The following is a 13,497-nucleotide window of genomic DNA, read 5'->3' on the forward strand; positions in this document are numbered from 1 at the left end:
GACGACGCATCTCGTCTTGGGCATCTCTGGGTAGTTTTCGGGCATCAATTCTTTTTTTCATGCGCCATTATATCTTGTATTTGATTGCCGGGTTAATATTGCATCACATTCAATCAAACCATTAACATCCTCATAAATATCCGAAAAGAAATTCGACAAATCAAGAAGCCGCGCACGCAACCTAAGCAACGCAGCCAACTGACCTACTTGATCATCTTTATTCAACGCCCCTATAAAATGCGTCAAGTCTCCGAGCATTTGGTGAAATCTAGCTTCGAACTCCTCCTCCCAATCCTGACTATAGTCAGCACTAAAATCGGCCAAAACCAGCCCGTTCCTTTCAGACAAATTAAGCAAGGCATTTTTAAGCAAATAAATATCTTTCACTTCAGCCTCCTTTGCCCAGCAGATCTAGTCTTGCGTCATCAATAGACCCATCCAAGTTCAAAACAAACTTAAACCTACCCGCTTTATCAAATACTTCCAAGTGATCTTTATGCAAGCCATCAAGATAAACCTGGCGGCCACGCTTTATGTTATCCCCAATAGCCTTAGTTGCTTGATAAACACTTTGACCATCGTAAATTTTTGACGTTTTCTGGGTTGCAATCGCTAACTCACGACCAAAATCTGGGCTAGATAAGAATTCTTTCATACTACCAACGGATTGGTTATACACAGCCCCCAGATTCGCCTGATGCACCGGGTTCGTATAGCTTGTCGCCCCCTGCGCATGCCCGGTTGATTACCTACGATACTGGTCGCGCCGCTGGCTTGGCCATCTACAACACCATAGCCGCCATCCGAACCACTGGTATTGCCCTGTACGACCGGCGTCGCACAGCCCTTAAAAGCGACTCTCTATATATTCAATAAGCTGCATAGAGCAACATTCAAACTCATCTACACCCAACAGCACATCGAAAAACAAATTTTCTCCTGACTTATACAAATACACTCGCTCCGCAAACTCAGATTTCACCATTGCAAACGCATAAGAATCCAAAAAATAACTAGGTGTATATAAGAATATATTATCCAAATCATCACTTGAGATATTAAGAGTATCAGAAACCCTGACTACCTCACTTTCAGAAAGCTCCTCTCTTATCCAAAAAACATCTGCTGCACTAAACCTAATAAGCTCTGGATAGAACCTTAGACCACAATTAATAACCTCCACCCTTAGTTCCCTAGCAAAAGAATCCAGCTCATAATCAATATTCGAACCAAATCTCCTCCCCTCTATATAAACATACACTCGCCCAAGGAGGCTTTTAACATCCGAAAAACGGCACTCAAAAGCAAATTTTGAAGGATCACCTATCACCATGGAGACTTACTTCCCTTACTCTTAAAACCAAATTCCTTAAGCACCTCATTTGGAACCCTCTCCGGTCCTAACGGTGCATTTCTATCATTTGTACTGCCAGACCAGTGGACAGTTCCATCACGGCCATCAGAGTATCGATAAATAGCATTCCCATCCACACTGACGGCCCACCATGCCCCCTTGGTCCAAAGCCCCCGCTGGGCGCATCCACACTAGCTTTTGGACCAACTGTAAATCTATGACTTCAAGCCCTTCAGATGCTTGAATGGCCCCTCTTCCAAAGAGAACCCCATATCCAAGGCTAACTGAATAGCCTCGGCATATTCCTCATCACTTATAGATACATCATATTCGCAAATATGGTCACACAAAATCTCGAAAGCCAGGCTCTCTTCACTATATCCGACATAATCTAATGCTCCCTGAAGCAGCGTAGAATCTAGCCGCCCCTGGAATCGCTCTCCAAATTTGACAATACGATCAGCGAACATAGAGACCTACTTTATGGGCTTATAGGGTGGAATTGGTGCATTGTCGGGAAAGGCCGTGACCACCGTGCCTGTAGCTGGCTGGTAAACAACACGCATACGAACTCCGTCACGCACTTCATAAGCAACCCATTTGGCAGGATCGCCTTTGCTTGTATAAATCCCGCCAGTTCCTGTTTGGGCGTACCACTTGGTATTAGGGGACGTCGCAATGTCGCCGACCTCGTGAACTATTTTATCTGCCGACCAACTCTGAGGGAAAACTGTCTTCCCTGGTTGACCTGGCCACATATGGCCACCACTTCCAGGCTTGTCGCCATACAAAATATGTTTTTTAGCTTCAGGGGAAAGAATATCGACATAATCCTTTCCAGTCGCTTTTGGACCAGTATTAACCCCAATCGCCTTCGATGCTACCTTTCCGGCGATTCCTCCAACAGTCCCTAGCGCAATGTCCAGCAGCCCCGAGGCCCCTCGAACGTAGGCATCTCCGGTCTCGTTGACCTTCCCCTCTGCGTTAAGGGCTTTCAACGCCTCGTCGCTGTTCGATAGCTGCTCTCTCTCCTTACGGGTCAAGGTGTCCGCGATGCTCAATGCGGCGCTGTTTTTGTATGCTTCAATTTCCTCGCCAAACAACTGCGATATCAGGAAATTCCCGGCCAAGCCTACGGCTGCTTTCGTGGGGCCAAGAAAAGCCTGCACTCCAAGCAGCACCACTTGGGCCTGCTCCTTGGGCAAGGTATCCAGATAGCCCATGAATTTGTCAGTTGTCGCAAGCATCTTTTCGCCAGATGTCCGGGCATCCAGACCAATCAAGCGAACAACGTGCGTTTCTCCTTGGGCATCCGTGTATTGATAAACCCGCTCATTGGAGGTGATTTTTTCGTTCGGCCCTACCACTGGGCAGCGGCCGCTGGCTTGGCACGTAGCAACCGCATAGTCAAACGCTTCAAAGACTTCGGCCATCTTCGCAACGGCCGCCATGTCTTTTTCGTCAAGCTGAGCCAGTTCGCTGGGATTTTTTCCGTTACGAACCAGGTTTTTTGCCATGGCCAGCGCTTTTTCATCGCCCAAGGCATCTCTGGCATTATTGGGAACGCTATCGAGCGAAACGTTTTGAGCCTGGATTTCATTCCATATGGCTTGAACAGCAGCCCCGCTCTTGTCGATAAGCTTCTTGGCTTTTTCGCCGGCCTTGTCACTATTTTTTGCATAGTTCGAAAGCTGGCTTTTCCATTGGCTATATGTCCCAACCGGGTTTCTTACCGCCTCCACCGACGACTTGCTCACATACAGGTCGGTGCGCTCTTCATCGTCCTTGGTGATCTCGTAGGCTTTGCTGGGATCACGGTTCAGGCCCGCCGTGGAATCCTTGCCCGTTTCCGCATCGCTGCGGACGACGATTTCGCCTTCGCCCACCGTGGCGCGGACGATCTGTTCGCGTTCCTTGCGGTAGTCGTAGCCGCTCAGGCTCCAGCCATTGGCACCCTCTTCGCCTTTGCCTTCCTGGCTTTTGTCCTGGACGGCGACACTGGCGCCCGTAGCCGGCTGGTTATCCTTTTGGGCATTGCTGTTGGCACCACCCCAGCCATAGCTACCGCCAGCGTTGATGTAGTAGCTGTGCTCCTTGTCCTCGCCCTCGATGTCGCGGAAGCCAAGGGTGCCAGTATCCAGCTTGAGGTTGCCGGTGCGTGAGGCGATGACCGCGCCGTCGATCTGGGTGTGGTCTTCGGTGCGGATATCCAGCCGGTCGCGCGCAACGATGGAGGTCTGGTTTTCCACCCAGTCGGTCTTGCCGGTGGTCTTGCCTACCCCAAGCGAACCGCTGACGCTACCCGAGCCGTAGCCGATGGTGACGGTCATGCTGGCATCGAGTTCCTTGCCACTCACCTTGCCGGTGTTCGGAACCGAGGAAACTGTCAGGTCACGCCCAACCTTGCCGGTGACCTCTTCACCCTCCAGCCTCGCTCCGGCGACGGTCGTATCGCGGCCGCTCTCGAAGTTCAAGCCTCGTCCGGCATAGAGATAGGCTTCCTGCTGCCGGGCCCCTACACGGTCGAGGTTGCCCTTGCCAAAGTCGACGCTCGCGTACAGGGCGATGAAATCGTTTCCACCGACCACGACACCCACTTCTCCACCGCCACTGCGGCGACTGGAATCGCTCTGGGAGTCGTTTTGCGCCGCGCGAATGTTCAGATCATTCGCGGCCTTCAGATTGATGTCGCGGGCAGCCTGCGCCTGGGTACCAATCAAACTCAGGTCATGACTGGCCTGGAGGTTGATATCGCGACCGGCCAGAAGCTGCGTTGGGGCGGCCGTCCCCAATGACTGCTCCGCGCTTGCGATGCCATGGCTGCCACCGACACCGGCACGCGCGCTGTTGAAGGTGGTGCCGCTATTGATGCCGCTCTGGCCTTGGCTTTGCTCGCTTTGGCTGGATTGGGAGCCCCGCGCCACATCGAAGCTGACGTCCCGACCGGTGACATTGATGTCGCGTCCCGCCGAGAACTGGCTGCCCTTGGCAACGAAGTCATTACCAGCGGTCGCGTTGATATCGTTACCGGCTTGCAGCGTGGACGGCCGGCTGCCGATTACCGTTTCGCTGCTGCTCTGGCTCTGGCTTCCTGTTCCGACATGCGCGGCGAAGCTCGGGCCACTGAGCACCTGCGTGACCGCATCGGCCGCCTGGAGCACGCTGGATACCTGGCTGACGGCGTTATCGCCTTTGCCTGCCCCATTGAGCGCATCCAGCATGTTGCCGACGTTATGGCTGACCTTGGTCGTCGTCCCCGTGCGCGTCTGGCTCTGTTCGCGGGCCGTCACCGATTGCTCGGGCGCGGCGTCGATCAGGATGTTGCGACCGGCCTGCAGGTTGATGTCGTAGCCGGCGCTCATGTCCGAGCCTTGCTGGACGATGTCCCGGCCAGCCTTCACGTCGAGGTCCAGCCCGGCATCGATCTGGCTGGCGGCAGCGGTTTGCCGGGTGTCGAGTTTCTTGTCCTTGAGCTTTTCTTCGCCGATGAAGGTGGTGTAGCCGTTACGGTCGAAGTCCTGCTGCATGCCGAACGTCTTGGTGTTCTCCCAAGTCGTGGTTTGCTGGCTGCTGGTACCGGCGACCACGTTGACGTCGCGGCCGGCATCGAGCAGGACGTTGCGCCCGGCGCTCACACCGCTGCCGACGATGTTGATGTCGCGCTCGGCCTGCAGCGTCGCGTCGCGCTCCGCCGTCACCTGGCTGCCGACGTTGGTCGAGCTGATCGCTTCCTTGCCGGCCTTCTTGGCCGAGGCCAGCGAGATGTCGCCACCCCACGAGGGCGTGCCCATGGCAATGCCGACGGAATCGGAGAGGGACAGGCCGACCTTCTTCTTGTACTCCTTGGTCAGGCTGTAGGCGGTGTCGTTGGCCGACACGAGATTGATGTCGCCGGTCTCGCTGACCAGGCCGGCATGCAGTTCCACGTCGTTGCCGGCCGACGTCTCGCTGGCGCGCAGGCGGATATCGTTGCCGGCAGCGATGACAACGTCGTTATCTGCCTCCAGTTCGCTGGCAACCTGGCTGGCGTGGGTCTTGAGCTGGCTCTTGCCGCTCTTGGAGAGGCCCAGGAAACCGGACTTGGTCTTCTTGCTGTAGGAGCCGTGCTCCTCGACGCCGGAGAGAATCGCTACGTCACCCGTTGCGCCAACCAGCAGGTCGTTGCCGGCGTCGAGCTGGCTGCCGATCACGGTCACGTTGCGACCGCCGTCGATGTTCAGGCTGCCATCTTCCGCCTTACTGGTGTTCAGCGTCAGATCGTTGCCCGCTTCGATCACCGAGGCGACGTTGGTGCTGTCGTAGGACTCCTTCTGTTTGCTCTTGCTCCGTCCGAAGGAGCCTTTGCTCTTCTTGAAGTAGAAGGACGCGCTTTCATCCTTGGCGGACAGGACGTTGATGTCCTGTCCGGCATCCAGGTCGACGTCGTTGCCCCCTTTGATCCGGCTGGCGACCAGCGTCAGGTCTTCTCCGGCCTCGACCGTCACATCCCGCCCGGCCTGGATGACGCTGGACTGCTGGCGCACGCTGTCGGTGCTTTGGGTGACTTTCTTGCTCTTGGAATAGAAGTGATCTTCGTTGGCGGCAGCGCTCACGAGCACATCGCCGCCTGCGACCAAGGCCAAGTCCCGTTGGGCCTCCAGGCGACTGGTGACGATCTGCAGGTCCCTGTCGGCGCTGATGGCGATATCGCCACCGGAGACCACCTGAGCGCCGATCTGGGCGACATGCTCGTCCCGGTAGCGGGAGCCCTTGGTCTGCAAGCGCAGTTGTTCTACCGAAGCAATGGAGACATCCCGGCCAGCAGAGAGCGCCAGATCGCCCCGGCTTTCCAGCACACTGCCGAGGTTGGCGATGTCACGACCCGCGCTGATTTCCAGAGCGCTGGCCGCCTCGATCCGCGAGGCGCTATCCACGTAGTCCTGGATATAACGCCGGTTGCCGATACGGTAATCATTGCGAGTGACGGTACGCTCATTGAGCACATCGCCATTCAGTGCCGTCAGGTCGACGTCGCGGCCAGTGATGATGCCGCCCTGTGCATTGCGGATGCTCTCCGTTGCCAGGAGGGATAGCCGTTCATTGGCCTGCATCAGGCCGGTATTGCTTATATTGCCGGCAGTGATGTCGAGATTGCCGCTGGCGCGCAAGGTGCCCTGATTGTTCAGCTCGCCGCCGCTGATCAGCGCCACGTCGCGCCCCTGGATCAATGCCCCGCTCGGTGCCAGGCGACCTTCGGCCTGGGCCAGATAGAGCACCGGCACCAGCACCTTCTCGCCGTTCACCTCGTACTCTTCCAGCCAGACGATGTCGTGGGTCAGCGCGGCCACCTGCTCGGCAGTGAGGGTGACGCCGAGGGAGAGATTGAGCGACTCCTTGCTGGCGATGGCGTTGTCCATCAAATAGCGGAACATCGCCTCGTCCGAGGTCAATCCGGCGAGGAAGCGCTGGCCCGTACGGGCGACGATGGCTTCGCGGATCAGGCGCTGTTCGTAGAGGCCATCGCCCAGACGCTTCTGCGTGGTATCGGTGTCGTAGCCCAGGTTACCCAGCAGGTAGTCCGAACTCATGAACTGCTTGAGGTTGGTCAGCGCCGGGTTGGTTTCGATCAGGTACTTGTGACTGACGCTGGGGCCTGTGCTGTTGGGCAGGCTCTGCACGCCACCTGGCATAAGGGCGGTGGCGTCCGTAGGTGTACCGCCTGTGCTTTGCCCGTTTTGCACGCTCCAGGCAACACCAGAAGCATCTACCGGCCCTACGGATTGCTGGCCATCGCCAACCGCCACGGTGCTACCCGTCAAGACACTGCCGTCGGTCGCACCCTGCACAGCGCTCGCCGCACCGTTTGCCGCCCCTTGCCCGCTCAAACGGAACAGACCATTTTCGCCTTGCGGCAAGGTGAAGCCGGGAAGTGTCAATGGGTTGATTTGCTGTTGTTGCAGCTCAGGCGGCAACTGCGCATTCAACTTGACGACAAAGCTCTTGCCAGTACCGCTGGTTGCCGTGCTGCCGACCCTGCTGGTGCCAGACGTTACATTGGTGTTCTCAGTCAGGACGCTGTTATTGAACGAAGAGGTGGCCTTGATTTGCACACTGCCACCTGCCTGTACCACTGCATTGGAGGCAGTTCCCGAGGGCGTTACCGTTTCGCTGGAGGAAAAAAGTGTGTATCCCAGAATCCTGCTCGGCACCGGTTGCTGCCGATCGGGATCGTAATAGGCATTCAGTTGATTGGTTCTTTGTTCGTTGCGGAAATTGGTCGTGTTCCAGGTCGCCCCTCCATCTGGGTCCTCCTCGACATTCCAATACTTCATTACATAGCGGGAGTTGTATTTGGCGTATTCGGATATTGCTCCGCCGGGCTCGACCATTTCCCAGAACCGGGCACCGCTCTCCGAGTCAACGGGCGTACGGAACATCCGATGGCGAATTACCGTCGACGCCGCAGCACCCTCGTTGCTGAAGTCCTTGACATCAATGGAGATATCTTCAACCGCAGAAACCAGGCTGTGGCTGTTGGCGAATGTATCCCCCAAAACCGAAAGGTTTCCGCCGGAAATGATATTGGCCGCGGCCGAATCGGACTGAACGACACGCTCAATCACCTCGTCCACGTAATACATGATGTCGTAGTGACTGCCCGCACAGTGACCATCATGCTCTTTGCACTCGTAGGTGATTTCGCCGGAAACCAATCGATCCGAAAGTTCGAAGTTTTCCTTTCGGTTATTCAGCACCGTCGTGCGGAGCTGCATATCGCCATGGCTTTCGATAGTCCCGGAAATATTCTCCAGCGAAGCCGACCAGTTATTCCCATCGTCTTTAGAAACCCATAGCGAGCCCAGGCTGTATACATCGGCGCGAAGATTGGTGAAGTCATTCACCCGCAGCGTCATGTCGCCGCCACTGAAGATCAATCCGCTCTCATTGAGCAGTCCCGACGCCTCGATGCGCAGCTTCCCCGCACTGCCGAGGGTGCCGTAGTTGTTCAAAGTATTGGAGGTAAGCGCCAGGTCGCCTGCCGAGGTGAGTTTGCCGCGATTGGTGAGCAGGCCGGTGCTACTGACGGTGGTCGTGCCGCCACCGGCAATACGGGCGCTGCTGGCAAGGTCGATGCTGGCCGCGCTCAGGCTCAGGTCGCCCAGGCTGGTGAGTTGGCCATTGCCTCCGTAGCTGCCAGTCAGGGTGAGGTTGACGGTGCCATCGCTCGCCAGCAGGCCGTGGTTGATCCACTGGGTGCCGGTACCGGTCAGGGATCGTCCGGCCAGAAGCTGACCGCTGGCGGTCTGGGTGAAGGTGCCGATGTTCAGCACCAATTGCCCAGCCTGAAGGACACCGCTGTTAGTCCAATTGTCCGCGGTAAGGGTCAGCAGGCCGTTGGTGCTGAGGTCACCGCCGGCCCCCATGACTTGGGCTGCGCTCAGGCCGAAAATACCGTTGCCGGAATGCAGGATGCGGCCACCCGTGCTTTGCAGACCGGCAACGCTCATGGCCAGGTTGGTGTTGGCGGTTTCGAGGGTGCCGTTGCGATTGTCCAGCGTACCGCTGGCGATCCGAGTGTCTCCGCTGACGCCCAAAGCCCGAAGGTTGCCGTACTGGTTGTCGATGCTGACGGCGTCAAGGCTCAGGGTGCTGCCGCTTTCGACGATGCCATAGCCGTTGCGCAAGGCACCGGACAAACCGAAGTCGATACGTTGGGCACCAACCTGTCCCCCCTCTCCCTGAACCACACCCTGGTTATTGAAATCACCCGCAACCACGGCGAGCAGTCGATGCGCGTAAAGGCCGCCGTCCTGGTTGTTGAACGCAGCAGTGCCAAGGTCGAGGTCGGCATCGCCGGTCAGTGCGGAGAGGTGCCCGCCACGGTTGTCGAGGCCGTTCGCGGTGATGTCCAGGGCTTGTGCCTGGGTGGTGCCGGCGTCGTTGTCGAACAAACCGGTGGTGATCAGTTTCAGCCAGCCGTTCATGCTGCTGAGCACGCCGCCGCTGTTGTCGACGCTGCTGGCCTTTTGCAGGTCGAGGTTGCCAGCCCGGCTTTCGAGACGGCCGCCTTGGTTGTTCAGCGTGCCATCCAGGTTGATGGCGAGGTCCTGCTGGCTGCTCAACGTGCCGTCGGCATTGTTCAGGCTCTGTGCCCGAATACCGATGCTGCTCTGTTGGCTGTGAATCAAGCCGTCGGCGCTATTGTCCAGCGCGCCGTTGAGGGTGATGCCGAGGGCGTTACGCGCAGCGAGGGTACCGCTGTTACTGTTGTTCAGGCTGGCAGCCGTCAGTTGCAGCAGGTTCTGGCTGATCAGGCTGCCGCCCCGGTTGTCGATGGCGGCCGCCTTGAGCACCAACGGGCCGGCGCTGGCCAGCTTGGCGCTTTGTGTATTGAGCAGGTTACCGGTCAGCGTCAGGGTCAACGCGGCGTTGCCGGAAAGCTGGCCCGCGCTGTTGTCCAGGCTGCTCGCGGTGACGGTGGCCGTCTTCTGGCTGCCGATCTGCCCGGCGTGGTTGTCCACCGCGCCGGCGCTGGCGGTCAGCCCGCCCTGGGTGTCGATCAGGCCACCGTCACGGTTGTTCAGTGCGCCGGAGAGGGTCAGTTCGAGGTCGTCCCCGCTGGAGAGAATGCCCTTGGCGCTGTTATCCAGGCTGGCAGCCGCCACGGTCAGCACGCCCTTGCTGACCAACGCACCTTCGCCGCTGTTGTCGAGCGCACCGCTCAGCGCGACGCCGACACTGCCCTCGCGGCTGGACACAGTGCCCAGGCCGCTGTTGTCCAGGCTGCCGGCCTCGACCGTCAGCCCTTGCCAGCCGGAAATCAAACCCCCGTTGGCGTTACGCAATTCGCCGGTGCCCAGCTCGAGCCCGAGGGTGCCGGCGCTGATCAGCCGCCCTTTGTCGCCGTTGTCGATCGCGCTGGCGGTCAGGTTGTAGCTCTGGCTGCTGGAAAGCTCGCCGCCACGGTTGTCCAGCGTGGCCAGGTTTTCCAGGGTAAGCGGCCCTTGGGCGCTGAGCAGGCCACCACGGTTGTCCAGGTCACCGCCCAGCAGGTCGAGATGAACACCGGCCTCACCGATCAGGCGCCCTTGCTGCTGGATCAACCGGGCAACGGTCAGGCGCAGGTCGTCCTTGGCCGAGACCTCGCCGCCATTGCTGGAATCCAGGCTATCGGCCGTCAGGGTCAGGCCGGCGGCGCTGGCGATCAGGCCCTTGTCGCGGTTATCCACGGCATCGGCGGTCAGGCTCAACGCTCGCTGGCTGCTGATCACTCCGTTGCGGTTGTCGAGGTTACCGGCGGTGGCTTCCAGCGTGCCCTGGCTGGCCAGGATGCCGCCCTGGTTGTCAGCGGAGCCTGTGGTCAGGCGCAGCGCGGTGCCGCTGGCCAGCAGTCCATCGTTGGAGTTGTCCAGTTCGCCACTGTCGAGCGTCAGCGCGGTGCCTGCGGAGATCAGGCCCTGATCGTGGTTATCCAGCTTGCCTTTGAGGTCGATGCCGATATCACCCTGGCTGACCAGCACACCGCCTGCGGAGTTGTCCAGGCTACGGGCCTGCACCGTCAGCTTGGCGGCGGAGAGCGCGCCCTTGAGGTTGTTCAGCAGCGTCCCGGTGATCTGCAGTTGCAAGTCCTGGCCGCTGATGACGCGACCGGCAGCGTTGTTCAGCTCACTGGCCTTGAGCAGAAAGCTCTGCGTGCTGGAAATCTCGCCACCGACCGAGTTATCGACCCGGCCGAGGTTGTTCAGCAGTAGCGCGCCGGGGGTGGCGATCAGCCCGTGATTGCTGTTGTTCAGGGCGCCGCCCTGGAGATCGAGGGTCAGTGCGGTTTCGCTGACCAGCTCGCCCCCTTTCTGTTGGTCGAGGCCGCTGGCGGTGACCTGCATGGCACCTTTGGCCGCGATCTGCCCCTGGTCATGGTTGTTGATCTGGCCCGCAGTGATCGTCAGGCCCGCACCGCTCCTGATCAGGCCCTGCTGCTGGTTATCGAGCTGCCCGGTACCGATGGAAAGCGCCTGCCCGGCACTGATCACGCCGCCGTTGCTGTTATCCAGACGGTTGTTGGCGATGCTCAGTTGGCCGTCGCTGACCAGTTTGCCGCCCTGGTTGTTCAGGCTGCCGTTGCTGACGCCGAGGGCACCAGCACTGGAGAGCAAGCCACCGGCGCTGTTGTCCAGACTGCCCGCATCGACCGTCAGGTTGCCGCCGCTGAGCAACGCCCCCTGGCCATGGTTGTCCAGTGCGCCGGACATTTTCACGCCCAGCGTTTTCTGGCTGCTCAGGGTGCCGCCTGCGCTGTTGTCCAGGCTGTCACCGGTCAGGAGCAGACCGTCGCGACCGCTCAGCACGCCCTTGGTGTGGTTGAGCAGGCGCTGCACGGTGAGGGTCAGGCCCTGGTCACCGATGATCAGGCCGCCGTTGCTGTTATCCAGCAACGCGGCCGGCTGCCCGGCAGCGGCCTGCACGCGGAGGCTGGCCTTGCCCTGGGTGGAAATTTCCCCGCCGCCGTTGAGCAGAGATTCGCCGACACGGATCTCCAACCCTTTGCTGGCAGCGATAAGGCCCGCATGACGGTTATCCACCCGATCGGCATCGAGGGTCAGTTGGCCCTGGCTGAGCAGTTCGCCGCCCTGCTGGCTGAGATTGCCGACACGAACGGTGGTATCGCCTTTGGCAGCGACCTGACCGCCGTTGCCGTTGCGCAGCTCATCAGCAGTAACGCTGAGCTGGCCGTCGGCAATGACCGTGCCTTGCTCCCGGTTATCCAGCAGCGCATCCACCGCTACCGCCACATCGGCCTTGCCGCTGACCAGCCCGCCGCGGTTGTCCAGGGTCTTGCCGGCAATGTCCAGGCGTTGGGCGGCGACGATGGCGCCATCCTGGTTATTCACCGCCGCCTCGGCCAATTTCAGACTGCCCTGGCTGCTCAGCGTGCCTTGGGCACTGTTGTCCAGCTCACTGGCCGTTACGCCAAGCGTGCTGCCGGCGGTGATCAGGCCACCACGGTTATCGACCTTGCCGCCCTCGATGGCGACTGTAGTCTGGCTGGAGATTTCCCCGGCCTGGTTGTCCAGATGGTTCGTACTGGTGAGGTTCAGGTCCTTGCCGCTGGCAATCAGGCCACCGCGATTGTTCAGCGCGTCGACCTCCACGGTCAGGCTGCCGCTGGACAGCAGCCGGCCCTTGGCACTGTTATCCAGCGTTGCGGCGCTGACAGCGGTGCCGGTCTTACCGCTCAGGGTGCCGCCACGGTTATCCAGCGTCCCGGTGAGGGTGGCATCCAGGTTCCGGCTGGCGATTACCGTGCCGCTGTTGCGCACATCCTGACCGGTCAGGCTGACGTCGCCGACGGTATTGCGTGTGTTGTCCGGGTTGACGCCCGCTTCGATCACGCCGCCGTTGGTCACTTGGGCGCCGGTCAGGCTCACCGTGTTGCGCGCCGCGAGGCTCTGGCGGTTGGCGATTTCGCCGCTGGCCTGGGCGTCGACCCTATTGCCAGCGTAGGTCTTGCCGGTCAGTTCGATGTCCTGCGCCTTGAGAGCGATATCGCCGCTGGCAGCCGTCTGCGCCAGGGTCAGCCGGCCGTTGGCGTCGATGCGGATGTCCCCGCCGCTGGCAGCCATGTCGCCAGCCAGTTTCACCCCTACCCCGGCTTCGGTGCCGACCAGGCGGATCGCCCCGGCGTACATGCCGCCCAGCGCCGAGCTATCGATGGCCAGGGCCGGTTTGGCGCTGCCGTCGTCGGCCTTGGCGGTGACGCTGAGGTCGCCGGCCTTGACCTCGTTGCGGCCGGTGATGACGTTGAGCTGCTTCGCGTGCAGCTCGGCGTTGAGCTTGGCGCTACGGGTGATCAGGTCGAACTGGTCGATGTTGCTGGCGTTGAGGCCGGTGCCTTCGATGGCGATCTCGCCGCCGTCGACGCTGAAGCGGTCCAGCCGGCCGTTCTCAACCACCGGTTTGCCGGTGCTGAGGGTGACCCGCGGGGTGTTGAGGAAGCCGCAGCCATCGCAGGTGATGCCATGGGGGTTGGCCACGATGACGTGGGCGGACTTGCCCGCCACTTCGGTGTAGCCCTCGAGCTGGCTGGGGTTGCCGCCGGTGACTTCGTTGAGGATCAGGCCCGCCGCCTGGCCCTGGAGGTTCGCGTTGCCGAGGATGATGCCGCC

Annotated in this window: 4 protein-coding genes and 2 pseudogenes; all 6 read right to left on the minus strand. The window is 59.7% G+C overall.

The genetic code is table 11. The features are described 5' to 3' along the window. Positions 1-57 precede the first annotated feature (57 nt). Positions 58-387, minus strand: coding sequence for a hypothetical protein (locus BZL41_RS18750; protein ID WP_095600703.1), 330 nt, complete (start codon positions 385-387; stop codon positions 58-60). A 1-nt stretch (position 388) separates the two neighbouring features. Next, entirely contained in the window at positions 389-655 is a 267-nt protein-coding gene (locus BZL41_RS18755) for a hypothetical protein (protein WP_095600705.1), read from the minus strand. A gap of 192 nt (positions 656-847) precedes the next feature. Next, positions 848-1,333, minus strand: a complete 486-nt coding sequence (locus BZL41_RS28115) for a hypothetical protein (RefSeq protein ID WP_143518121.1) — start codon at positions 1,331-1,333, stop codon at positions 848-850. 236 nt (positions 1,334-1,569) lie between these two features. Then, positions 1,570-1,824: a MafI family immunity protein gene (locus BZL41_RS18760; RefSeq protein ID WP_095600704.1), complete on the minus strand. Its 255-nt coding sequence runs from the start codon at positions 1,822-1,824 to the stop codon at positions 1,570-1,572. A 6-nt stretch (positions 1,825-1,830) separates the two neighbouring features. Further along, positions 1,831-2,193, minus strand: a pseudogene (locus BZL41_RS29480) (EndoU domain-containing protein); the annotation flags it as partial. Between the two features lie 1,515 nt (positions 2,194-3,708). Beyond that, positions 3,709-13,491: pseudogene (locus tag BZL41_RS29150) on the minus strand (hemagglutinin repeat-containing protein); the annotation flags it as partial. Positions 13,492-13,497: the final 6 nt, after the last annotated feature.

The organism is Pseudomonas sp. PIC25 (assembly GCF_002286785.1).
In the GTDB taxonomy this organism is placed as follows: Bacteria; Pseudomonadota; Gammaproteobacteria; order Pseudomonadales; family Pseudomonadaceae; genus Pseudomonas_M.